Here is a 23,951-nt window from a genome sequence, read left to right as displayed (position 1 = left end):
AAAACCGCTGAAGATTCTTCAGCGGTTTTGTTTTACATATGAAGCCTTTTTTTCAGTTCCACCCAGGTGTCCTGTCCAATGAACAGCACCAATGCTGCCAGATAGATCACACCAGCCGAGGCGGTCAACACCGTCGGCCACAAGACGGTGGTCCAATCCGGAATCAAAAACAGCAGCGGTACAATGCCAAAGATTGCGGACACCACCATGTAAATGATGTAGTTTTGAATCAACCGATGGCCCATCACCGCGATGGTCGCAACCACCACCATGGAAAAAGCGCACAAAGCCGGTATCACATAGTTAAACGACCAACGATAAAAACCGGTCAGCAGATCAAAAATCACCGCTACCAGCGCAATGGTGACCATCTGGTACAACACATGTTTGCAGAAGGTGGTTCTTTTGCGAATAGCCTGTGCCACCGTCAGCCAGGCAGCCGCCACACCCAACAGAACAAATAACGACCACCAGCTGTGGTTCCAAATCAGCAGGTTCAGCGCAAAACAGACGACACAAAAAACAACAGATAAAAACAACAGGATACGGATCAGCAGATTGTGCTGATGATACATGGTTGGAATATAAGGAAAAATTTCGTCGTTATATCCCTGATGTTCTCCCTCCACCAGAAAGCGCTGACACAACGGGCAGCGTTCTCTTCCCGAAGGGACATACACCTTGCATTTTTCACAGTACTTCACTGGATATCATCCTCCAACTTATTCGACTGAATCTCGACCGAAATGCCCTCGTTGGTCAGCTGCCGGAAAAAGTGCTTCTGTACATTGGCACTCAAAAAAGCTGAAGTAAAGCTGATGGTAAGCTCCTCTCCGTAGGAGCACAGACACGCCTGCAATTTATCGGTGCTGACAAAGACATCAAAACGTTTGACATACGGTTTGGCAGCCTGTGGCAGGTCGATTTTTCCAATGTTGGAGATGCTTCCTGCCGTATAGGACTCACTAATTGTATCCGCTGTCCACAAAATGACGTCCTTAATGACCAGCGGCACCGCACGAGCAACAAAATTGTGCTCTGCCTTTGACAGAGCCGCCATTCTGGCGCCCAGCTGCTCCGCCGTCAGCTCCCGCTTAAACTCCTCTTTGACATGTGCAATCACATCCTCCAGCGTTCCTGGACCTTCTGAGAAGTTATAGCCCACCTGAATGACTCCAAAAAAGTTGCGTGCGGTGTCCGAATGGAAATAATTGCGCAGATTAACCGGCACCGACAAGATCACCGGACGTTTCTTTTTCCGCAGAGGAATTTCCTGGGCAAAGGCAATCAGCATCATGGAGGTAAGCAGCACCGTCAGCGTGGTCTGGTGCGCCTTTGCCAGCGCAATGACCTCCTTGACCGGCATAATTCCCTCGATGATCTTCAATCTTCCCTCCGGCACCCTTGCACCTTTGAGCTGACAGGATTTTCTTGCCTTGGTTTGTTTGACCTTTTGATGCGGGTCATAGTATTTTAAAAAGCTGTCCTCACCACGGTCGCTTACCGAAGCATCATATTCTATCTCCGACAACAGCTCCTGGCGAAGCTGCGGATATTTGATGCTCAGATAGTTGCAGACCAGTGTCTTTAAAAATTGGAGCGCACCGGTTCCATCGGTCAGCGCATGATAGACCTCCAGGTTGATTCGGTCGCGATAACAGGTGATCTCAAACAGCAGGTTGCGGCTGCTGGGATCATAGATCTGCCCACACGGCGGACGGTATTCAGGCTCCACAATCGGAAGCAAATCTGTCTTTTCCAGATAATACCAGAACAGTCCGTGCTTGAGAACGCTGCGGAAGGTAGGAAATACCTCCAACGTCCGCTCGGCTGCCTGCTGCAAAATATCTCTGTCCACCCACTCATTGAGCTGACAGGCAAATCGAAACACCTTGGTATCCTGCTTGTTGCTGGTTGGTGGGAAAATTTTTGCCGCATTGTCCAACCGGCTCCAATCTTTTACGTTAGGCTTCAAGGCCATTCACCTCTTCGTGATCATTCTGTTTCTGTTCGTCACCAGTGTCCTGCGACTCAAAAACCATCCGGTTCAAGTGATCCACCGGACGATTCAAAAATGCATTGATATAACGGTACGCTTTTTTCACATGCTTGAATCCTGGACCCAGCGACATAAATCCATGCAGAGCGTCATGGATGCGGTGCATCTCCACCACATTGCCAAACTCCATCAGTTTCCGTCCATAGGCTTCTCCTTCGTCGCGCAGCGGATCAAACTCTGCGGTGATAATGAGCGTCTGTGGCTGGTTGCGCAGGTCATCGCAGATCAGCGGCGCATAATACGGATTGTGCAGATCTTCCTCTGAGGAACGATACAGCGCCATATAATCCACCATACGCTTGCTGGTCAGCAGATAACCTTTCCCGTTGGAACGGACCGATTCAAACGGCGAGTTTTCCGTATGGTCGTTGTTGGTGGCAGGATATAGTAAAATCTGTCGGCTTGGCAAAAATTCGCCGCGGTCACGTGCCATCAGCGAAACAACCGCTGCCAGATTGCCGCCTGCGCTGTCGCCAATCAGCGTGATCTGCTCCGGCTTAATGCCAAACAGATCGCTGTGCAAAAACAGCTCCCGAGCCACCTGGTAACAGTCCTCCGGCGCTGCCGGAAACTTATATTCCGGCGCCAGCCGGTAATCGACCGAAATCACCGTATGTCTGGTAATTTTAGCCATATTGGTGCAAACTTTGTCGTAGGAGTCAATATTGCCGGTGACCCATCCACCGCCGTGGAAAAACAGCAGCGCCGGATAGGTACCCTCCAGATCCGGAGAAAAAATTCGCACAGGGACGTTGTGATCCCCTGCATAGACCTCACGGTCCCAGATTTTATAAAACGGTCGCAGCACATGCGGATGTGCCGCATTTACTGCAGCCCGCTGCAGGCGGTATCCGTTTTTCTTGTCCAAAATTTCGGGGTAAGAGAGCGCTTTGAGTGTTGCGCGCATAAATCGATTGATCGCCATAAATTTGTTAAAACATCCTCACTTATTTCAATGAAACTTCCAATCTTCATACGACAGTATGTAAATCTGCTCTTATTATAACTGATAACGCGTCAGAAACAAAGGCGTTTTATGGAATCGCTGTGTATTTTTTTCATTTGTCCCATCTATTGTTTTCGTCGGCTGTAAAAATACTGTAAAATAGCGCCGCAGGGTTTGAAAGATATTGCCGAATGAGGTATAATGAAAAAGTATGCATTGTTTTTAACAGACGGCCAACGGCGGCCGATTCTGTGCGGTACTTTGTCTGCGAAGTACCAGTATCATTCTGAGGGAAGTGTAGGTTTTGCCGGAAGAAATTTACTATGATAACAGCGCGACGACCCGAACCAGAGAGGAAGCCGCCAAACTTGTCTATGAGATGCTGACCGACTGCTACGGAAATCCATCCTCCTTGCACCGCAAGGGATTTCAGGCGCAGAAACGGCTGGACACTGCGCGGGAGCAGGTCGCCCGTTCGCTGGGATGCCAAAGCTCGGAAATTTATTTTACCTCCGGCGGAACCGACGCCGATAACATTGCCATTCTGGGAGCAGCCCGTGCACAGCGCCGCCTTGGAAATCGCATTGTCACCACTGCCTTTGAGCATGACGCGGTGCTCAATACCGTTAAATATCTCGAGAGTGAGGGCTGGGAGATTGTCCGCCTGACGCCTGACCAGAATGGTCAGATCACTGCGCAGCAGGTGCTGGATGCGGTGGATGACAAAACCGTGCTGGTTTCGATGATGGCGGTCAACAATGAGGTCGGCAGCATCCTGCCGGTGGGACAGGTCAGCCGCCTGCTGCGCCGCAAATATCCGCAGCTGCTCATCCACTGTGATGCCGTGCAGGCCTACTGCAAGGAGCCGCTGCGTCTGGGAAAAACGCTGGATGTCGACTTTTTGTCGGTCAGCGGTCACAAGATCTATGCGCCCAAGGGCATCGGCGCACTGTACATCAAAAAAGGGACACGCTTCCGTCCGGTTACCTTCGGCGGCGGGCAGGAAAAGAATGTCCGTCCTGGCACCGAAAATATCTCCGGCGCCTGTGCTATGGGACTTTGCGCAGAACTTCTAATGAAGGAACAACAGGAAAATCATGAAAGAGTAACCCAAATTCGGGACGCACTTTTGGATGGATTGACAAAACTTCCTGACATCTGCATCAACTCTCCCTCCGACGCGACACCTTATATTCTGAACTTCTCTGCATTGGGAGTCCGTTCGGAGATCATGCTTCACTTTTTGGAAGAACAAAATATTTATGTTTCCAGCGGTTCTGCCTGTGCCAAAGGCGGCGCCAGCCATGTTCTTTCCTCCATGGGACTGGAACATCAGCGCGCCGACAGCGCCATTCGCCTGAGCTTTGGCCGCTATAACACCCTTGAAGAGGTTCCTGTATTTCTGTCCGCTTTGCAGCAGGGTCTGGAACGTTTCCGAAAATAATCCCATTTTGAATAGAGAGGTATTGTATGAAAGAAGTAATTCTGCTCAAAAACGGCGAAATCGCCCTCAAGGGTCTTAACCGCCATGCGTTTGAAGACCGATTGATCAAAAATGCCCGCCGCAAGCTGATGCCGGTCGGCTCCTTCCACTTTAAAAAGGCCCAGTCCACCATCTATGTGGAGCCGGACGAGGACGGCTATGATTTGGACGAGGCAGTCGACCGCCTGCAAAAGGTATTTGGTATTGCTGCACTGACTCGTGCCTGTGTTGTGGATAAGGATTTTGAACTCATCAAAACCACCGCTGCCGCATACCTTGCAGAGGAACTGGAGAACGCTGCCACCTTTAAAGTGGAGGCAAAACGTTCGGACAAAACCTTCCCGCTCAAATCTCCGGAAATCTGTGCAGGAGTCGGTGAGTATCTGCTGGAAAAATTCCCGCATCTGACCGTTGACGTGCATCACCCTGACGTCACCGTTATGGTAGAAGTACGTGACTATGCAGCCTACATTCATGGCAGCCAGATCAAAGGTGCCGGCGGCATTCCGGTAGGAAGCGGCGGCAAAGCAATGCTTCTGATCTCCGGCGGTATTGACAGCCCTGTTGCCGGCTATATGATGGCAAAGCGCGGACTGGAAATCAGTGCGATCCATTTTGTTTCTCCTCCGTACACCTCGGAGCGTGCAAAACAGAAGGTAATCGACCTTGCACAGAAGATGTGTTCCTACTGTGGACGCATCAAAATGTACATCGTTCCTTTCACCGAGATTCAGGAAGCAATCCGTGACCAGTGTCCGGAAGATCTGTTCACCATCATCATGCGTCGCTATATGATGAAGATTGCCTGCCGCGTTGCCCGTGCCAACGAGTGCGAGGCGCTGGTCACCGGCGAAAGTGTGGGCCAGGTTGCAAGCCAGACCATTCAGGCGATCGCTTGCACCGACGAAGCTTGCGACATGCCGGTACTGCGTCCGGTCATCGGCATGGACAAGGACGAGATCGTCATCATCTCCCGCAAAATCGACACCTTCGAAACTTCTATCCTCCCTTACGAGGACTGCTGTACAGTATTTACGCCAAAACACCCGCGTACAAAACCACAGCTGAAGTTTGTCAAATTTGCTGAGGATGAGATGAAGCAGGAGGAACTGATCTCCCGCGCCATCGAAAATATCGAGGAACTTTCTATTTCCAATTCTTAATTCGGGGCAAACAGGATTTTCCGCTTGAAAGCATAGGGTGTTTGTATTATTATTCTTGTAGAACTACTCGCCGGTCAAATACATGGTCAGCGATGTAATCGAGGTGGATATATTGAAAGTTTTTATCGTCGGGGTTGACACCGGCAATCCGCTCGGACTTCTGGGATCAACCTATATGGAAAAAGAGCTAAAGATGCTTGGCTATGAAATCCAGCAATTTCCTGCCAAGAACATCGACAGTCTCAAACATTCATTTGAAGCATGCGCACAGCCGCAGGCATTGATTTTATGTCCTCTGACCGGCAAACTGCCGGCCGATGCTGCCTGCATCCGCGCTGCTGCTGAGGTATGCGGAAAAACGCTCTCCGAAAACAACGAGATTGCACATCGTCTGGTAAAATCCGCAAAAATTTCTGAGCAGGAAGCTGCCAAGCTTGCCATGCTGCCTGATGGTGCACGTATCTTCCCGTGCCGCCATTCGCTGCTGCCTGGCTTTGAAATTGCAGGGGAAGGATTCCACATCGTTGTTCTTCCTTCCGACAAAGAAGAGCAAAACAGCCTGTTTTTAAACTACCTGTATCAGATTCTCAACAAGACCAGTTCTTCTCCCTGCTGCAGCCGTGTTCTTCGCATCATGGAGATGAGCATGGAAGAGGTTGAAGAACAGCTAAAAGATTTGCTGGCTGCTCCCAAACCCTGTGTTGCACTGTATAAAAAGCGTTCGGAAATCATCGTTCGCATTTCGGACAACAATCCTGACCGCCAGCAGGCTGCCAAGGACTGTAAAACCGTATTGAACATTGCCGCCGAGCGTCTTGGTGAACATGTCTATGGCATTGATGTCAGCGGCATCGAACAGGCGGTTGCTTTGCTGTGTGCCAGCAAAAACATCCGCATTGCTTTTGCGGAATCCGGTTCTGCCGGACTGGCTGCAAAACGGTTCCTGAATGTAGATAAGGAGAAAAAACTGGTCTATTCGACCTATGCCTGCCAGCCGGAACAGATGGATCTGGAGAAGCTGGGCATCAACGATAAGATCGGTCAGACCTTTGGTCCAGTCAGCGCAAACGTTGCTGCTGCCATGGCTCTGGGTGCCTCTAAACAGGAGGAAAAAGATCTGCTGGGTCTTGCTATCACTCTGCCAAACGCCGTATTCAAAACACGCAAGGCGTATATCGCCGCTGTCTTGAACGGTGTCTGCATGATGCAGGAGCTGGATGCCTCCAACTATCGTTCTCTGACCCAGATGACCGAAGATGCTGTTGCAAAAATGTTTAATCTTGCCCGCAAACTGGCCGCCAGCTATCCACAGGCTCCTGTTGACAGCTGTGACGCTGAAGAAGCTGTTCTGGAAGGTATGGCTGCTGCCGCTTCGGGAGCTTTGGCCGTTTCCGAGGATGCTCCTTTGGAAGCTACCGGCAAAAAAGGAAAGAAAAAATCGCAGGCTCCTTCAAAAGCTCCAAAAGGCTTTAAAGGAATTTTATATCGTATCTTCCCTAACAAGGACGACAGCACCTTTGACAAGATCCGCAAGGTTTTGATGTGGATTTGTCTGCTGGTATTCTGCAGCTCGGTCTTTTATCTGGTCGACTTCAATGCCCAGAATAAAAAGTCGCAGGAAAACCTGGCAAATCTTCAGGATCAGATGGAACAGGCAGAAAAAGACGTTGCCGACGGCAAAATCAACGCCTCCAACATCGAAGGTTATCCTAACGACTATCTGCCAAAATTCTATCCTTTCTATCTGCAGAATGAGGATATCAAAGGCTGGCTGAAAATTGATGGCACCAACGTCAATTTCCCTGTTGTGCAGGCGGCAGACAATGATTACTACAGCCGTTTGGGATTTGATGGCGAGTACGACTACTATGGTACTCCATATATCGACTATGAGTGCGATGTCAAAACCCCAAGCACCAATATCATCATCTACGGACACAATATCCGCAACGATGGTCAGATGTTCAACGACCTGACCAAATATAAGCAGCTCTCCTTCTATCAGCAGTATCCAACCGTCAGCTTTGACAGTGTCTATAAGACCGGCACCTACAAAATCATCGGTGCCTTTATCACCAACAACACCGCAGAGCACGACAACGGCAACGTTTTCCAGTATAACCACTTCGTTAATGCAGAGAGCGAAGAGGAGTTCAACGAATTTATCGACGAAGTTCGCCGCCGCAGCATTTTCGACACTCCTGTCGACGTCAAATACGGCGATGAACTGCTGACCCTCTCCACCTGTACATACGAGTTTACCGATGCACGTTTTGTTGTTGTTGCCAGAAGAGTTCGTGATGGCGAAGACGCCAGTGTTGATGTCGATCAGGCAGTCATCAACGAGGACGCATACTATCCGGCAGTCTATGCTAACGCTGCCGAATACGCAAAGAAACTCGGTCAGGTAAAGAGCATCACTATCCAGGGTGACCGTGAACTGAGCATGAAGGTGGGCGATACTACCACCCTCACCGCTAAGGTCAGCCCGTCCGATGCAGCAATTCAGTCCTGTACCTGGGATTCGAGCAACACCTCGGTCGCAACGGTAGACAGAACGACCGGTCTTGTCACCGCTGTTGGCGCAGGAACCACGCAGATTACCGTAACGGCAGACGATGGCGGCTATATTGATTATATCACCATCACCGTCAAGAGCGACGGCAAAGAGCCGACCGGTATCTCTCTCAACACCAGCGCTCTGGCAATGAAACCGGAAGGTACTGCCACTCTGACTGCCACCTTGCAGCCATCTGGCGCACAGGCAAGTTTAAACTGGAAGAGCAGCGATGAAAGCATCGTTCGCGTCAGCTCCAGCGGAGACACCACAGCTTCGCTCACTGCGGTCAAGGCGGGTACTGCGGACGTCACTGTAACTACCTCCGACGGAAAATACAGTGCAACCTGCAAGATCACCGTTGCAGCAGGCGGTGCGGATGCTTCCCATCCGCAGGCTGTCTTTGCACAGAGCAGCCTGACACTCACCGTCGGTCAGGCGCAGAACATCAAGCTGTCGATCACACCGACCAACGCTGATGTCGGCGAAGTTACCTTCTCCTCCAGCAGCGATGCCATCAGCGTTCAGGACGGATATTCCGACACCGATGTCATCATCACCGGAAAATCTGCCGGTCAGGCCACCTTGACAGCGACTACTTCCACGGGATTGACCGCAAGCTGTACCATTACCGTCAAGGCAGAGGGCACCTCTACCGCTTCGGTTAAGATGAGTGCAAATCCGTTGGTTCTGAATCCTGGTGAGGAAGCTCAGCTGCAATACAAGGTCGAGCCTTCCAACACCGAAATTGTCTGGACCTCCAGCGATCCTCGTATTGCGGATGTCGACGAAAACGGTTATGTTACCACCATCAATTCGCTGGATCAAACGACCGACGTCACCATCACCATGGCGACAAAGGACGGCAGCGTCACCTCTCAAACCACTGTCACCGTCGTAGGTACCAATGGTTCCTCCTCCAGCAGCGGCTCGAATACCGACCAGAGCGACCAGAATAATCAGAACAACAACCAGCATCAGCAGGCCGATTTAGGTCTGTCCGCAAAGGATGCCTCCGTTAGTGTTGGTTCTTCGGTTGAGCTGGACATCAGTATTGAACTGGCTGCCAGCGACGTTTCCGTTCAGTGCTCCTCCAGCGATTCCAACGTCGTTCATGTAGACAACAACGGTATTGCAACCGGTGTCAGCCCAGGTACTGCCACCGTTACCATCACTGCTACTGAAAAATCCACCGGAAAACAGCAGACTTCCACGATTACCGTCACTGTTGAGGGCGGTGGATATGGCACCAATTCCGGTTATGGCTACGGTGAATCCGACAGCCAGCGCGGATAATAAAACTTTACCACCAACCCTAAAAGGGTTGGTGGTTTTTCTTTCTCGGAAAAACAGGAAACATAAAAAAGGCATGCACGAAAGTGCATGCCTTTTTTATGTTTTTAGTGCAGCTGCGCACCGGTATAATAATGGGTCAAAATCTCCTGATAGCTCCATCCCTGCTGTGCATAATAGTCTGCACCCTGTTGGCTCATACCAACGCCATGGCCATAGCCATAGGTCGTAAAGGTGAAGCTGTTTCCGTCGTATGTAACCTCAAAGGCCGCGGAGTTGATCTGCGCCTTCAGCAGATTTTCCCGCACCTTTCTGCCGGTGATTGTCTGCCCGCAGACTTCAATGGTATCCACATACTGCCCATTGATATACCCTGGATTGGAGAACCAGTCCTCTGGGCTTCCCCAGCTGTATGGGTCCACATTCAGGTAATCCTCAATATACTGCGCCATCTGACTTTCTGAGAAGGTCTTGGTGGCTCCGTAGGCCTTCAGTGTGGTATCTCCAGGGCTTTCTACGCTGACCAGATAGGGGACATAACTTCCCCAAACATGCTGGGCGTCCATCGAATATCCTGCATTGGAGGCACAGTAGGTAGAATTGATATAAGAACCATTATAGTACAAAGCCTGTCCCAGTACCGACTGGACTGCGGATGCCACTTTGGAAGAAACGCTATCCTTAGCAACCACCGACGGGCTGGTTCCCTGCTCATTGTGATACAGCACATAGGTATAAGCGGCAACAGCCTGTGCTTTGAGTGCCTCTGTCTGGAAGGTAGGTCCCATCTCCGCTTCCACCATTCGTCCTACAATCTCTTCAGCAGAACCTCGGACGGTGCTGCCGTTGATCTGGACGGACAGTGTTGGCAGGCTGGAAGAATCCACGATACGGTTCGGTTCTTCCATAGAAGGTTCTTCTTCCTCCTGTACTGTCTGTATCTTATCCGGAAGCTCCGGTTCTGTCTGCTCCGGTTCCTCAGGCACTTCCTGTTCCAAAGGCTGCTCCGGTTCCGGCTGCTTTTGATCCTGCTCCTGCGGCGCCGTGGATTCTTCCCGCTCGGGCTGTTCCGGTTCGGACATCACCTGAGGTTCCGGCTGGCTTTCCTGCACCGGAGGTTCCGACTGCGTCGTTGTTTCCTCCTGCGTCGGCTCTGCCTCGCTCTGGACTGCCACCGTTTGCTCCTGCGGCGCGGGCGTTTGCTGTGCAGTCTGTGCGTACTTTACATCGGCAAGCTCACTGAAGGTACCTTCCTCATCCTGTATCTCCATCGGTGTTTCATCCAGCTGTGCAGAAACGGTGTCCTGTGGTTCCTCAGCCTGTGCCGACGAAGAGTACTGCGGCAGATTTGCCTTGAGCTGTGCTTCATCCGGTTTGGTGCCGCCAAACAGCTGGTACCAAATATCTGGATAGAGCGGTGTCGGATTCATGGTTGCCTGAGAGGTATCCACCGAGGAGCTCTCACCGTCCCTCACCTTTCTTGCCACGATGACGAAACGGGCATCATCAAATTCATAGGAACAGGTCGACAGGGTCAGCAGCTGATCGGTCGGCAGAACATCCACGCCGGTATTGATGATACTGCGGATCATGACGTCGTCGATGTAGTTCTGCATCTCCTCGGTGCTCTGTGCGTTGATAAACTCATGGTAAGGGAAAATCTCTCCATGAGAAGCATTGGTATTGGTATAGAAGATGGAGAAGATCTTATACTCTCCCTCATGATAAACGCTGTCAAACTGAACCACCGGATGCTGCTGGTAATATTCCAGATCCTTGTAGCCCTTCAGAATGTTGAACATCTGTCCGTCGGTGCGGATATTGTGGCCGTAGATGATAATATTGGAGCTCGGCGCTTTCAAGTCAACCTCGGTATCTACAAACGGCACTGCATGCTCACTGTATTCGCCTTCAAAGTTCATGCGGTAGTATTTTGTATTATCGGTTGTCTGAACGACCGGATAGTCCAAATCTGTGTCATCAATGCTGATCCATCCGACAATATCAGGATTAATCTCCCACAGAGCCGCAAAGGACTTATCATAGTCAGATGGATAACCTGGCGGAGCAAACAGCGTTGTGCTGTCATACACCTCACGAAGCGACTCATATGTACTGCGGTTCTGCGCAGATTTCCAATAATAATAGCCCAGATAGCCGACCGAGCCTAAGAAAATCAGAACAAAGAGAAGCAGCAACAGCTTGATAATCGGTGAACGGCGCGGTTTTTCTTCTTCGTAGTCCCGCTCTTTTTTCTTCACCTTTTTTTCTTTTTTCTTTTTCTTGGGTTTTTCTTCCCACTCGGTTTCCTCGTCCCAATCGTCCTGATCGTCCGAGAAGTCATCACCGTCGATCAGATAATCGTCCGTCAGACCGGATGACTGCTGCATCATGCCTTCTGTGGAACGCTCTGGCTGCACAGCGGCGACTGTTCCACCTACAGCATAGATGCTGCTCTTCTGTTGAGAAGCCAGTTCTCTTTGCTGTATAGGCGCATACGGATGATCCCCCGTTGCCGGCTGTGCAAAGTCGGTCGGTACTGCCGCCGATTTTTTCTGTTTTTTCTCAACAGCGCGCAGCCCTTTCATGCCAATGCGGGCAATGGTCGTAACATTGCCGCACTCGCTGACCAGATCCTCCAAAAAGCTGTTGCAGCTTTGGCGGGAAGACTTTTCGTCCTCCTTGACTGCGATCAGACGAAGCACGGGATTATCTGCGGTCCCTCCCAGCAGCGGCAAAAAATCATACAAACGGTCCTGTACCCGCTCAATGTAATCCTGGACATCCTCTTCTCTTCCCTCTTTGAGGGGAATGTCCACCATGACGGCTCCAGGGAAAAATTTCCCGAGCAACACAGGATAAAGCTGGTTGACAATCAGGCGCAGTGTTGACTGCGATGGACCGGACACCAGCACGATGTTGATCGAAGGATAAGACATGACAAATCCTGCCTGCGCGCAGGCAGGATCGCTGAGCACCGTTGCTCCCTGTGGGATCATCGTACCGCGCAGCATCTCTTCTGTGTTTCCGCGTCCGGTTTTGCTGCAGTACAGCTGCAAATTTTCCACCGCTGTGGGGTCCTTATGCAGCGGCTTATTAAACCCCTGTGCTAAAATCTCTCTGGCTTGCAGCTGAGGAGCATTATCTACAATTAAAAGCAGTTTATTCTCTTTTACCGATTGGCTGATCTGGTTAATCAGCTGATTTCGGTCGGTTATTACCACTTCGTTTGCAAAGTCGATTCCCAGCAGCGCAAACTGATCGCGCAGATTGGGATTTTTCCTCATCAGCCCACGAAGGGAATAACCGGCGTTTAGTAACAATACTTTATGATTCACCGATTCATTCCTTCCTAACGTCCAAAAACTGGCAGAAAATACTGTCGGTTCGTTTTTTTACATATCTGTTCAAGTGTAATTATAGAGGAAATACTCGACGAGTGCAAGAATTGTTTGCGAAAATAAAGAAAACTTTTGTTATTTGTAAAAATATCCTTTCGCCAAATTCGACGGCACACGCAAAAATCCCCTTTCCAAGGGTTGGAAAGGGGATTTTTTTCGGGTTTTATCTCTGTTTGGAGCGAATCTCTTCGACAATCAGCTCGATAAATTCTTCTGTCTTCATGACACCATTGTCGCCGCCCTTGCGGGTACGAACCGAAACAGTGCCATCGGCAGCTTCTTTTTCGCCAACAACCAGCATATATGGGATCTTCTTCAGCTGTGCCTCACGGATCTTGTAGCCCATCTTTTCAGAGCGCCAGTCTGCTTCTGCACGGATACCAGCTGCACGGAGTTTCTCCAGGACCTCATGTGCATAATCATGATATTTTTCGCTGATTGGAACGATCATTGTCTGGGTCGGCATCAGCCATGTTGGCAGAGCACCGGCATATTTTTCCAGCAGCAGAGCCAGAGTACGCTCATAGCAGCCGATCGAAGTACGGTGGATGATGTATGGATAATGCTCTTTGCCGTCTTCTCCAACATAGGTCATGCCAAACTTCTGAGCCAGCAGCATGTCGATCTGGATGGTAATGAGGGTATCTTCCTTGCCGAAAACGTTCTTGATCTGGATATCCAGTTTTGGACCATAGAAAGCAGCCTCGTCTACACCGACTTTGTAATCCAGGCCCAGATGATCCAGAATTCTCTTCATTGCATTCTGTGCTTCTTCCCACTGCTCTGCGGTGCCTTCGTATTTATCGGTTCTGTTTGGATCCCACTGGCTGAAGCGGTAGCTGACATCCTCAGCAAGGCCGACGGTTTCCAGACAATATTTTGCCAGTTCCAGACAGCCGCGGAACTCATCTTCCAGCTGGTCTGGACGAAGAATCAGATGACCTTCGGAAATGGTGAACTGACGAACACGGATCAGTCCGTGCATCTCGCCGGAGTCCTCGTTACGGAACAGGGTAGAAGTTTCGTTGAGTCTCATCGGCAGGTCACGGTAAGAACGTGCGCGGTTGAGGTAAACCTGATACTGGAATGGGCAGGTCATTGGACGAAGTGCAAAGCATTCCTTGGTTTCGTCGTGAGGATCGCCCAGTACAAACATGCCATCCAGATAGTGATCCCAATGGCCGCTGATCTTGTACAGCTCACGTTTTGCCATATAAGGAGTCTTTGTCAGCTGGTAGCCCCATTTTTCCTCGGTGTCTTCAATCCAGCGCTGCAGCTGCTGAATTACCTTTGCACCATTTGGCAGGATGACCGGCAGACCCTGACCGATGACATCAACAGTGGTGAAGTATTCCAGCTCACGGCCGATCTTGTTGTGGTCGCGGCGCAGCGCTTCTTCCTGCTGTTTGAGATATGCTTCCAGCTCGCTTGCCTTCGGGAAAGCAACGCCGTACATACGGCACATGGTATCGCGAGTGGAGTCACCTCTCCAGTATGCGCTGGTTGCCTGTGTCAGCTTCACTGCCTTGATGGTGCCGGTGCTCATCAGATGAGGTCCTGCACACAGGTCGGTAAAGTCGCCCTGGGTATAAACGCTCAGTTCCCAGCCTTTTTCTGCATACTCTTCCAGCAGTTCCAGTTTATAATCCTGACCGGCAAAGATGGTGCGGCCTTCTTCGACGGTGATGATGCGTTTTTCTACCGGAATATTTTCCTTGACGATTTTTTTCATCTCTGCTTCAATGGCAGCAAACTGATCCGGAGTAAATGGTTTTACGCCGCCGATATCGTAGTACCATCCATTATCCAAAGCAGGACCGATGCCGAATTTAGCTTCTGGATAGAGGTGCTGGATTGCCTGTGCCATTACATGTGCTGCGGTATGCCAGAACGCTTTTTTGCCGTCCTCGTCATCAAAGGTGCAGATTTCCAGATTGCAGTCCTCGTTGATTGCTGCTCTCAGGTCAACGACTTCGCCGTTGATTCTTCCTGCACAGGCTGCTTTTGCAAGACCTGCGCCCAGGCTTTTTGCTACGTCAATGACGGATACGCCTGCTTCAAATTCTTTGACGCTGCCGTCTTTCAATGTTACATGAATCATAGAATATACCTCCTTGATCGTATCAATGTCCTCTCGTTACTCTTTTGGGGTTTTGTGGGCTGATGTTCGTTTGCGACGCTGCTCCAGAAATCTGACAACATCAAAAAATTCGGGATAACGGTAAAATTCCCTGCGGCTGGCCATCTGTTTTAACTGGGAGACAGTCACCCATTTGATCTGGCTGACTTCCTCCTCCTGCAAAACAGCTTTGGCAGCATCAAAATCCTGTTCCACTACAAAATTTTCCGAGAGCAGCTTGCCGCGCAGTTTTCGGTTGAGTTTATGAATCTGGGACGGAAGAATCCGGATGCCAATTTCTTCCATCGGCTCCCGAATACACGCCTGCTGCGCGCTTTCTCCCGCCAGCACACATCCACTGTGCGTTGCCCATGTTCCTGGCAGATCCTTTTTCAGTTCGGAACGCTTTTGAATCAAAATCTCATCGCGGCTGTTGACAATCCAGACATCCACAACCATGACATACTGTCCGTCAGACAACGGTTCTCCCCGTACAAAGGTTTTTCCCGTGCGGTTGCCATACACATCATAGATGTCACAGATTTCCGCCTGTGGCTTTGTACTGCCGGATTTTTGTGTTTGTGCTTGCTCCATCGGCGTCCCCCTTTTTTCTTTTTATCAGTATCGCCGGTTTTGGGCAGATAAAACAAAAAGCTCCATCCCATCATCAGGGATGAAGCATTTTTTCTACTCCACGGTTCCACCCGTATTATACATCTCTTGAAAGAGATGTATCTCTCATTTTCGGCCTGTAACGCTGCCGCTGCGTCGTGCTTTCCTTGTATTGCAAGCTCACACGCTCTCCCGGGTGGTACACAAAAGCATTCTGTCACAGGCACTTTCAGCTGCTGTGCCCGCTCTCTGTCCGACAAAATTTTGCCAATGCGCGTCCCTTTCATTGATTTTGGGATATTCTCTTTGTTTTAAGTTTCATGTTACCACCCAAACCTTTAAATGTCAACACAAATTTCTTGACAACTCTTCTCATAACATATAAAATGAATATAGACCTTTCACATGTTCTAAAATGTGTTGGCAAATGTATAATAAAAGCGCATCTGTTCTTTGTATGCCTGTCTGCAAACCTTCCGGCACCGCCGGATTTTTTTAAGTGGTTAGCTGATTTTTCTGTAAGAAAACAGGGATACCGTGCGCTTTTTGTGTTGCATCGCTCTGTTGCTGCATCAGCAAAACATCTTTCAGAGTCTATTCTTAAAATGATTTGAGATTGATATAATTTTCGAAAACTCCTCGCACTCTCCACCAATCAGGCAATCCGTTGTATTTGTGTTCGAAAGCGGTCTTTCCTTTTTTAAGCTTCTGGAGCATAAATTGACCTTTTTGATTGCTTACAAATTGGAGTTTATTTTATTTTTATTACAAATAGTAAAAAGAAAATCGAAAATACTGCCAAATTGGCTCTTTCTCCTGGATTTTGGGGATTGCTCTGAACAGCCTGTCCTTTTGTGGACATGTCCGGTTCGCGCGTTTTGTTGTGTGCAAAACAGTTTCGCAACAACGTTACAATTTCCCCAGGCAGTCACCTGTCCTGAAAACATCTTTGCAACTATCCGCAAAAAAGGAGGAAGAAACATTCATGGGATCCATTATCAGTTATGTTGCCTGCATTCTGCTTTCCCTGGCAGCAGGTATTGCGATTGCATTCCCATTGGGAATCCAGTATCGCAAAAAGGTAGCCGAAGCAGAGCTTGGCACCGCCGAAGAAGAAGCAAAACGTATCGTCAGCGATGCGATTAAAGACGCAGAGGTTAAAAAGAAAGAGGCGCTGGTCGAGGCAAAGGACGAAATCCACAAGCAGCGCACCGAAGCCGACAAGGAAGTAAAAGAGCGCCGCAACGAGGTTCAGCGTCTGGAACGCCGTGTACAGCAGAAGGAAGAATCGGTCGACCGCAAGCTGGATAACCTGGAAAAGAAAGAAGAAACCCTGCAAAACAAGATCAAAGAAGCTGAAGGCAAGCTCAAAGAAGCAAACCAGATCAAGGCAAATCAGTTTGAGATTCTGGAAAAGATTTCCGGCTACACCGCAGAGCAGGCAAAAGAATACCTGCTGTCCAGCCTGGAAAATGAGCTGATTCATGAAAAAGCACTGAAGATCAACCTTTACGAACAGAAGTTCAAGGACGAATCCGAGCAGAAAGCCAAAGAAATTATCGCTACTGCCATTCAGAAATGTGCATCCGACTATGTCGGTGAGGTAACCGTATCGGTTGTACCGCTGCCAAATGATGAGATGAAAGGTCGCATCATCGGCCGTGAAGGACGCAACATCCGCACACTGGAAACATTGACCGGCGTCGACCTCATCATCGATGACACTCCTGAAGCAATCACCCTGTCCAGCCACGATGCTGTCAAACGTGAAATTGCCCGCACCGCTCTGGAACGTCTGATTCAGGATGGAAGAATCCACCCAGCCAGAATCGAAGAGATGGTGGATCGCGCTCGCCGCGAAATTGAAACCAAGATCAAGCAGGACGGTGAACGTGCTGTTCTGGAAACCAACGTTCACGGTATGCATCCAGATATGATCAAACTTCTCGGACGGATGCGCTATCGTTCCAGCTATGGTCAGAACGTGCTGCAGCACTCGATTGAAGTTTCCCACCTTGCCGGCGTGATGGCCGCAGAACTGGGCGCAGATGTCGCTACTGCAAAACGTGCCGGTCTGATTCATGATATCGGAAAAGCACTGACCCACGAAATCGAAGGAAGCCATGTCAAGATCGGTGTAGATCTTGCCAGAAAATATAAAGAAAGCCCTGCTGTCATCCATGCAATCGAAGCTCATCATGGTGACGTAGAGCCAAAAACCCTGGTTGCCTGCATCGTTCAGGCGGCAGATGCTATCAGCGCTGCAAGACCTGGTGCAAGACGTGAAAACCTGGAAAACTATATCAAGCGTCTGGAAAAGCTGGAGGAAATTGCAAACTCCTTTGAAGGCGTTGAAAAATGTTTTGCTGTACAGGCTGGACGTGAAATTCGCATTATGGTTCGTCCAGAAGTGATTACTGACGACAAGATGGCAATTATTGCCCGCGACATCGTCAACAAGATCGAAGCTGAACTGGAATATCCAGGACAGATTAAGGTCAATATTATCCGCGAAAATCGTGCTGTTGATTATGCAAAATAAATAAAAACGGGACAAACGTAAAAATTTGTCCTGTTTTTTTGAAGAAAATAATCCCCGTTGTCCGTTTACCACACAGACAACGGGGATTTTGTCTTTTCTTATTCTTCTTTCAGGTGATACTGATCAATCAGCTGCTGCATATGTTCAGCACCCGAGACCAAAATAACATCGTCGTCAATCACGATGCATGGAATACCAGCTCTGTGGGATTCACGTGCTTCCTTGTGAGCTTCGGAAGTATCACGAATCTTCAAAAAGCTCTTAAGTTTTCCTACGCTTTCACATACATCGACATACATGTACTTGATGTCATTCTTGGAAAGAACCTCTTTCACTACTGGACAACCGCCTCATGTACCTGTTCCATACAATACAACTTTTCTCATACTACATTCTCCTTACATTCAAAAAATTTATTGGACAATAACCTTAACTTGCATAAATTTATGATGAGAACTTCATGATTATTATATCCATTTTTGAATGTATTGTCAAACTCAAAAACTTGCTGCCATACAAACTGCGGAACGCATTATCACGCTGTATTTTGCCAGGAAAATCCCAATGATTTTGTCCCTCAGCACGTTCTGGTTTTCCAAATCAACGAGATTTTCTATCGTTTTCCATTTCTATTACATCATCTTTTTTATCTGACATATGTTCCATTGCATACGCAATCGCCTGACAAATAAATTCATTTCTGGAAAGAGCCCACTGGTTTGCTGCCATATCAATCTTGTTTAAAAACGGTTCTTCGATTCTTAAAGAGATCAAAACTTTCTCTACTTTTCCTGGTAAAAACTCCATATTCATCCCCCTTTATTCGATATCTATATCATATATAAAATAATTATATATTGATATATGCTAAAATATGCTATTGCTTATAAGTATTTGATTTATATATAAAAACATGATATATTAAAGAAAACGTTCTGTTATTAAAAAAGGGGGAAAGACTTATGACCACCGCCGAAAAAATTCTTGATTTTTTCCAGCGCAGCGGTCTGATGGACAAACTCAAGCAACAGATTGAGCGTGAACAACAGCAAAAAAGCAACGTTATCTATTTTTCTGAGATTTCACGTCCTCAACAAAAGCCTGATCCCTGGGACTATTACAGCGATATTCGCAACACTTTACCCTTTTATCCTGATTTTTTAAACACTCTTCGGGAAATGGAACTGTATACACTTGATAGTCAGGTCAACTTTTGCTGTGCCGTTATGTCCATGTTGCGGGTTGATCTTCCAAATATTCTTCAGCATCCCGAACAGCTCGATCGCTTATTACTCTAACACTCTCTATATAATAAAATACAAAAAGAAAAACGTCCTCTCTGATGAGGACGTTTTTTATTTTTGATTGTTGGTGAACTATTACAGACAGCTTTTAGAACGCCATAAAGCCATATTGAAAAATAGGTATTATAACGAAACTTACTGTTGATTTTCCTGCTCACTATCTATTTCCATATTTTGCAAAGCATACGCGATGGCTTGACTGATGAACTCATTGCGGGAAATTTCCGTATTTGTAATCGCCTTTTCGATCTGTTCTGCCAATTCTCGATCGATCCTTATGGAAAAGACTACTTTCTCCTTTTTATGATTCTTTTTCTTTAAAACAAATCCCATATTATAACCCCTGTATTCAGTAAAAACATAAATTTACAACGATGATTTATATATTATAGATACATTAGAATAAAAAACGTCCTCTCTGATGAGGACGTTTTTTATTTTAGATTCTTTCCAATGATAAACCCCATTTGAGCAGCCTGCAGACTGGAAAATACAATCCATCCTGCCAGTGCACAGCCAAACAGAATCCCTGTTACCAACCGCCGCAGATTTCCGCTTTCATATCTGGTCAGCTTCTGGGCAAATCCATCCGCCACCAGCGGCAGTGCCAGTATGACACACAGTTTCCAGTCCGGCACGCCGCACAGCACCAGGATCAGTGGTGAAAAAAGAATTCCAACCAGCTCACCGGTACACCTTGCACAGATGGGAAACTGTCTTCCTTTCCAGAAAAAAGAGCGATCACTCCGACAGTGGCAGCCGAAGATAATCGGCAGCCACCGATATAACCATGCACTCATTGACTAGCTCAAAAATCCAATCGTTATCGCAGAGGTAAAAACAATCAAATAATACAAGGCATACAGAATCACCGCTACCAGTGCACCAATACCGGCAGCTTTTGCTGTACGAGGCTTGGTGTCCTTCCAGACTAAAAACAGTACCAGACCTACAATCGGGATACAGCATCCCAGAATGCCCCATCCAATGCCGCCATTATCCACTACCGGCGGAGTCTGCGGACCCTGCTGCTGATACGCTCCACAATTCGGACATACCTGCTGATGTTCGTCGATTGGTTGACCACAATTTCTACAAAACACAACAACACCCTCCTTTATTTGGGTTACTTTCAGTTTATCCAAAAGTGATTCTCCCGTCAAGAAGGTTTTTTAATTCTTTTTAATCACAGATTCTGCAGACTAATTTCCCTACTGCAACGTTACATCTTTCTTCAATCTTTTTAATTAACCAATCCAATCCCAGTTTTCTAAAAATTATTTTCCGCAAAACTTCCGTAATAGGACAAACTACAAATATCCCTAGCGTACACCCCAGAACTTCCAAGGGCAGTAACCAGGCTTTGGATTGTGCAATCCACAAAAATGCATCCTTCAACCCATATTTCCACACCAAAGTCTGGGTATGGATCAAGTATACTCCAAATGCTGCCGGTGAAAATATTTTGACAACAGAAACCATCCCACAAGAAAGTTTTAGACGAGAAAAAATCATCAGCATACCAAGCGATATTATCACCATTGTAAAGCTCATATAAGATACCAGCCTGGATGGACGATTTCCTATGAGCATTTTTTCGGCCCATGTTACACCGATACAGATGAAGATTATTATTAACCACCAAAACATTCTTTTTTTCTGATCGATTTTGTTTTTCTTAACCCACGCTCCAACAACATATAAAATTACTAGCCACACAAAACTATACCCACCATACATTCTAAAAACATCTGTCCAGATATTTGAGAATGTAGGAAAAACCGAAAATATAATAAACAACATCAAAACCAGGCGATTAAGCTGCCGCTCTGTAATTGTTCGAAGCAACTTATTAAGCCATGGAATGATAAAGAAAAGTCCTGTATATGCATTAACATACCAGTATCTTGCTGAAGATACTGGTAATGCCGATTTAAGCAGTTCATCACTTCCAACCATTTGTGGACAAAAAACAGAAAATGCCACTGTAATACCAAAGCTATAAATAAACACTGGAATCCAAAATTCCAGATAACCTGCATAATTGTAAGGTGTTTCCTCTTCCCGATAACATACATATCCACTGATCAGCGCATAACAATTAACTGCACAATAAGCTGTTATTTCCATATACCAGCTGATTGCGTACTGAATTCCAGACGCATTTTCCAGAACGCCTCCTTGTGCCAGTACATGTAACATTACCACAAAAAACATAGATGCCAAGCGCAACAGATCAATTCCATAATTTCTTGTTCTTTCCATATTATTTTCTTCTCCACAATCGTCATATGTGTTTTCCTTGATAGTATATACCCTTTGTACAATTTATTTCAACAAAAAAAGCGTTTCCGAAGATCGGAAACGCTTTTGATGCGATATAAAAACCCCAAATGGGAAATTATCTCTTGGAGAACTGAGGAGCGCGACGAGCAGCTTTGAGACCGTACTTCTTACGCTCTTTCATTCTTGGGTCACGGGTCAGCAGACCTGCTTTTTTCAGTTCTGGACGCATCTCTTCGCCGTTCTGCAGCAGAGCGCGAGCGATACCGTGACGGATAGCACCAGCCTGACCAGAAACGCCGCCGCCACGAACGGTGCAGACAACGTCGAATTTACCAGCAGTGTTGGTAACTTCAAATGGCTGACGAACGATAACTTTCAGAGTATCCAGACCGAAGTAATCGTCGATATCTCTGTCGTTGATGGTAACTTTACCGGTACCTGGGTAGAGTCTTACTCTGGAAACAGAGTGTTTTCTTCTGCCAGTTCCGTAGAAATATGCTTTAGATTCGTACATAATTCATTGTCCTCCTTCCGAATTAGAGCTGTTCTGGTTTCTGTGCAGCATGGTTGTGCTCGCTGCCTCTGTAGATTCTGCAGCGGGTCAGAGCCTGTCTGCCGATGGTGGTGTCTGGAACCATTCCTTTAACAGCCAGCATCATTGCTTTTTCTGGGTTCTCTTTCATCAGTTTGTCGTAACGGATGGCTTTCATGCCGCCGATCCAACCGGAGTGATGATAATGAACCTTCTGAACCAGTTTCTTACCGGTGAGGACTGCTTTCTCAGCGTTGATGATGATAACGTGGTCACCACAGTCAACGTGTGGAGCAAAAGTCGGTTTATGTTTGCCGCGGAGCAGGTCAGCAGCTTTGGCAGCGGTGCGGCCCAGTGGCTTGTCTGCAGCGTCGATAACATACCATTTACGAGTGATGTTCTGTGCATTTGGCATTGTTGTAGACATGTTTACTACCTCCTGTTTATTTTGTATCGAATACAATTTATATCATCGGTTTTCCGTAAAAATCCCAATGATGACAAATCAACGTTCTCTATTATAACCAATTCAAAATCGGCTGTCAAGGGCTTTCTTGCTGTTTTTTTAATTTATAGCCCACTATCTCTCAAATTCTCTTTGTTTTGCTCGTTTTCTCTCCCTAACTCGATTGCTGTTTCATTTTTTACACGAAACTTTGTCATCCTTTACGCCGATTTGTTGTTCAGATTGCCCTCGAGTTTTCAACAATGCAAAAAGGACAGGCCGTTTTAAATAAAACTGCCTGTCCCAAAACCCTATTCCTGCTCCTTCCAATAGGCGGAGCCGTCCTTTTCTCTCTTTAAAAATCCATACTCGATCAGATAACGGCGGAGGGTAACATAATCGTCAAAAATTTCCTTTAACACCTCGTTAACCTGCTTTTCGGTATAACGCTGTCCGGCTGTAAACTGCTGTGCAATCCTGCGCAGAATGACAATCTTTTTCTTTTCCTTCGGCGAAAACGTCTTGAGTTTGAGCGGATCGAGCGAGGAAAATGCTCCCTGCAAAATCTTCTGTTCCTCCTGCTGCGTGATTTCATAACGGGAATCCACCATTGTAGCACCTCCATGAATTGAAATCAGTTCCTCATGTCCCTGGGATTCTCTGCGGCCCTGCTGCATCATTTCCCAGGCTGCCAGATAAATCTTTGCCGCCTTTGCCCTCTCCCGAAAAACAAAGCGCTGGTGTCGGACTGTCGAGACTGCTGTGCCATTCTGTCTGGCAATCTCCTGGTCCGAAATTCCCTGCGAAAACAACAGCAGCAGCTGTTCCTGCTTATCGGTCAACGAGAGCAGCTTTTTTTCCTGCTCAAGCAGCTCCTCCAACCGCTGCGGATGTTCCTTTTGCAGATGCAGCTCCACTGCCTTCTGTGCGGTATAAAATTTTCCGTCCACTGCAAAAATTTCCTGTGGATCAAACTGCTTTCCACATTCGACACAACACAGGTTTCCTTCTGCATCGGTAAACCAACCGCGTACAATTTGCTCGATACTGCATTTCTCCCATGCTTCTTTCATCGTCTTTCCCTCCTTTATAAACTAATTATATTTACGTTTATTATTTATGTCAACTAAAATAAATATTGTTTATTATTTTTTCTATCTTCTGCTTGGTATTTCATCAAAAAAACGACCGTTCTCGCTCGACATCCCA

At 47.6% G+C, this 23,951-nt stretch carries 20 protein-coding genes; 5 read left to right on the top strand and 15 right to left on the bottom strand.

Annotated features, from left to right (window positions below):
- Positions 1–32: 32 nt before the first annotated feature.
- Genes Q0L39_RS00375 through Q0L39_RS00365 form a run of 3 tightly spaced genes read right to left on the bottom strand, consistent with a single transcriptional unit; the run spans position 33 to position 2,984 of the window.
- The gene (locus Q0L39_RS00375; protein ID WP_296626355.1) at positions 33–704 is read right to left on the bottom strand and encodes a DUF6320 domain-containing protein; all 672 of its coding nucleotides are present in this window, start codon (positions 702–704) and stop codon (positions 33–35) included.
- Positions 701–1,975: a hypothetical protein gene (locus Q0L39_RS00370; RefSeq protein ID WP_296626354.1), complete on the bottom strand. Its 1,275-nt coding sequence runs from the start codon at positions 1,973–1,975 to the stop codon at positions 701–703. The genes Q0L39_RS00375 and Q0L39_RS00370 overlap by 4 nt, the downstream gene beginning before the upstream one ends.
- Entirely contained in the window at positions 1,965–2,984 is a 1,020-nt protein-coding gene (locus Q0L39_RS00365; protein ID WP_296626353.1) for an alpha/beta hydrolase, read from the bottom strand. The genes Q0L39_RS00370 and Q0L39_RS00365 overlap by 11 nt, the downstream gene beginning before the upstream one ends.
- Positions 2,985–3,309: 325 nt before the next feature.
- On the opposite strand from Q0L39_RS00365, the gene Q0L39_RS00360 reads away from it, so the two are divergent.
- The 3 genes from Q0L39_RS00360 to Q0L39_RS00350 all read left to right on the top strand — a co-directional run bounded on the left by Q0L39_RS00360 (position 3,310) and on the right by Q0L39_RS00350 (position 9,504).
- A complete protein-coding gene (locus Q0L39_RS00360; protein WP_296626352.1) occupies positions 3,310–4,449 on the top strand; it encodes a cysteine desulfurase family protein in 1,140 nt (379 codons plus the stop codon).
- Positions 4,450–4,475: 26 nt separating this feature from the next.
- A complete protein-coding gene (thiI, locus tag Q0L39_RS00355) occupies positions 4,476–5,651 on the top strand; it encodes a tRNA uracil 4-sulfurtransferase ThiI (protein WP_296626351.1) in 1,176 nt (391 codons plus the stop codon).
- A gap of 112 nt (positions 5,652–5,763) precedes the next feature.
- Complete coding sequence (locus Q0L39_RS00350) at positions 5,764–9,504, top strand: Ig-like domain-containing protein (RefSeq protein ID WP_296626350.1); 3,741 nt, start codon at positions 5,764–5,766, stop codon at positions 9,502–9,504.
- A 104-nt stretch (positions 9,505–9,608) separates the two neighbouring features.
- Here the strand turns inward: Q0L39_RS00350 and srtB are convergent, their stop codons facing one another.
- From srtB to Q0L39_RS00335, 3 genes are all read right to left on the bottom strand, one after another.
- Complete coding sequence (gene srtB / locus Q0L39_RS00345; protein ID WP_296626349.1) at positions 9,609–12,839, bottom strand: class B sortase; 3,231 nt, start codon at positions 12,837–12,839, stop codon at positions 9,609–9,611.
- Positions 12,840–13,065: 226 nt separating this feature from the next.
- Positions 13,066–15,003 (bottom strand): threonine--tRNA ligase, encoded by a 1,938-nt coding sequence (gene thrS / locus Q0L39_RS00340; RefSeq protein ID WP_296626348.1) that lies wholly within the window; start codon positions 15,001–15,003, stop codon positions 13,066–13,068.
- A gap of 36 nt (positions 15,004–15,039) precedes the next feature.
- Positions 15,040–15,615 (bottom strand): NUDIX domain-containing protein, encoded by a 576-nt coding sequence (locus Q0L39_RS00335; protein ID WP_296626347.1) that lies wholly within the window; start codon positions 15,613–15,615, stop codon positions 15,040–15,042.
- Positions 15,616–16,618: 1,003 nt separating this feature from the next.
- Between Q0L39_RS00335 and rny the strand changes: the two genes are divergently transcribed.
- Positions 16,619–18,175, top strand: coding sequence for a ribonuclease Y (gene rny / locus Q0L39_RS00330; RefSeq protein WP_296626346.1), 1,557 nt, complete (start codon positions 16,619–16,621; stop codon positions 18,173–18,175).
- A gap of 98 nt (positions 18,176–18,273) precedes the next feature.
- Here the strand turns inward: rny and Q0L39_RS00325 are convergent, their stop codons facing one another.
- Both Q0L39_RS00325 and Q0L39_RS00320 read right to left on the bottom strand, forming a co-directional pair.
- Positions 18,274–18,510, bottom strand: a complete 237-nt coding sequence (locus tag Q0L39_RS00325) for a glutaredoxin (protein WP_296626345.1) — start codon at positions 18,508–18,510, stop codon at positions 18,274–18,276.
- A gap of 265 nt (positions 18,511–18,775) precedes the next feature.
- Positions 18,776–18,982, bottom strand: a complete 207-nt coding sequence (locus tag Q0L39_RS00320) for a hypothetical protein (RefSeq protein ID WP_296626344.1) — start codon at positions 18,980–18,982, stop codon at positions 18,776–18,778.
- Between the two features lie 155 nt (positions 18,983–19,137).
- On the opposite strand from Q0L39_RS00320, the gene Q0L39_RS00315 reads away from it, so the two are divergent.
- Entirely contained in the window at positions 19,138–19,473 is a 336-nt protein-coding gene (locus tag Q0L39_RS00315) for a hypothetical protein (protein ID WP_296626343.1), read from the top strand.
- Between the two features lie 141 nt (positions 19,474–19,614).
- On the opposite strand, the gene Q0L39_RS00310 is transcribed toward Q0L39_RS00315, so the two are convergent.
- From Q0L39_RS00310 to Q0L39_RS00280, 7 genes are all read right to left on the bottom strand, one after another.
- A complete protein-coding gene (locus Q0L39_RS00310) occupies positions 19,615–19,812 on the bottom strand; it encodes a ribbon-helix-helix protein, CopG family (RefSeq protein ID WP_296626342.1) in 198 nt (65 codons plus the stop codon).
- 101 nt (positions 19,813–19,913) lie between these two features.
- Positions 19,914–20,279: a DUF2085 domain-containing protein gene (locus Q0L39_RS00305; protein ID WP_296626341.1), complete on the bottom strand. Its 366-nt coding sequence runs from the start codon at positions 20,277–20,279 to the stop codon at positions 19,914–19,916.
- Positions 20,280–20,282: 3 nt separating this feature from the next.
- Positions 20,283–20,582, bottom strand: a complete 300-nt coding sequence (locus Q0L39_RS00300) for a zinc ribbon domain-containing protein (RefSeq protein ID WP_296626340.1) — start codon at positions 20,580–20,582, stop codon at positions 20,283–20,285.
- Positions 20,583–20,661: 79 nt separating this feature from the next.
- A complete protein-coding gene (locus tag Q0L39_RS00295; RefSeq protein ID WP_296626339.1) occupies positions 20,662–21,744 on the bottom strand; it encodes an acyltransferase in 1,083 nt (360 codons plus the stop codon).
- Between the two features lie 136 nt (positions 21,745–21,880).
- The gene (gene rpsI, locus Q0L39_RS00290; protein ID WP_296626338.1) at positions 21,881–22,279 is read right to left on the bottom strand and encodes a 30S ribosomal protein S9; all 399 of its coding nucleotides are present in this window, start codon (positions 22,277–22,279) and stop codon (positions 21,881–21,883) included.
- A gap of 22 nt (positions 22,280–22,301) precedes the next feature.
- Positions 22,302–22,724 (bottom strand): 50S ribosomal protein L13, encoded by a 423-nt coding sequence (gene rplM, locus Q0L39_RS00285; RefSeq protein WP_296626337.1) that lies wholly within the window; start codon positions 22,722–22,724, stop codon positions 22,302–22,304.
- 329 nt (positions 22,725–23,053) lie between these two features.
- Complete coding sequence (locus tag Q0L39_RS00280; protein WP_296626336.1) at positions 23,054–23,815, bottom strand: DUF2087 domain-containing protein; 762 nt, start codon at positions 23,813–23,815, stop codon at positions 23,054–23,056.
- Positions 23,816–23,951: the final 136 nt, after the last annotated feature.

This window comes from uncultured Negativibacillus sp., from assembly GCF_944388365.1.
Taxonomy (GTDB): domain Bacteria; phylum Bacillota; class Clostridia; order Oscillospirales; family Ruminococcaceae; genus Negativibacillus.
The sequence above is the reverse complement of the archived record's forward strand: the minus strand, read 5'-3'. Positions and strand labels throughout refer to the sequence as shown.

Bases quoted from the DNA above. Each gene is read 5' to 3' on its own strand.
- Q0L39_RS00365 (WP_296626353.1), bottom strand. From the start codon at position 2,984: ATGGCGATCAATCGATTTATGCGCGCAACACTCAAAGCGCTCTCTTAC.
- thiI (WP_296626351.1), top strand. From the start codon at position 4,476: ATGAAAGAAGTAATTCTGCTCAAAAACGGCGAAATCGCCCTCAAGGGT.
- thrS (WP_296626348.1), bottom strand. From the start codon at position 15,003: ATGATTCATGTAACATTGAAAGACGGCAGCGTCAAAGAATTTGAAGCA.
- Q0L39_RS00335 (WP_296626347.1), bottom strand. From the start codon at position 15,615: ATGGAGCAAGCACAAACACAAAAATCCGGCAGTACAAAGCCACAGGCG.
- rny (WP_296626346.1), top strand. From the start codon at position 16,619: ATGGGATCCATTATCAGTTATGTTGCCTGCATTCTGCTTTCCCTGGCA.
- Q0L39_RS00320 (WP_296626344.1), bottom strand. From the start codon at position 18,982: ATGGAGTTTTTACCAGGAAAAGTAGAGAAAGTTTTGATCTCTTTAAGA.
- Q0L39_RS00315 (WP_296626343.1), top strand. From the start codon at position 19,138: ATGACCACCGCCGAAAAAATTCTTGATTTTTTCCAGCGCAGCGGTCTG.
- Q0L39_RS00310 (WP_296626342.1), bottom strand. From the start codon at position 19,812: ATGGGATTTGTTTTAAAGAAAAAGAATCATAAAAAGGAGAAAGTAGTC.
- Q0L39_RS00305 (WP_296626341.1), bottom strand. From the start codon at position 20,279: ATGAGTGCATGGTTATATCGGTGGCTGCCGATTATCTTCGGCTGCCAC.
- Q0L39_RS00295 (WP_296626339.1), bottom strand. From the start codon at position 21,744: ATGGAAAGAACAAGAAATTATGGAATTGATCTGTTGCGCTTGGCATCT.
- rpsI (WP_296626338.1), bottom strand. From the start codon at position 22,279: ATGTACGAATCTAAAGCATATTTCTACGGAACTGGCAGAAGAAAACAC.
- rplM (WP_296626337.1), bottom strand. From the start codon at position 22,724: ATGTCTACAACAATGCCAAATGCACAGAACATCACTCGTAAATGGTAT.
- Q0L39_RS00280 (WP_296626336.1), bottom strand. From the start codon at position 23,815: ATGAAAGAAGCATGGGAGAAATGCAGTATCGAGCAAATTGTACGCGGT.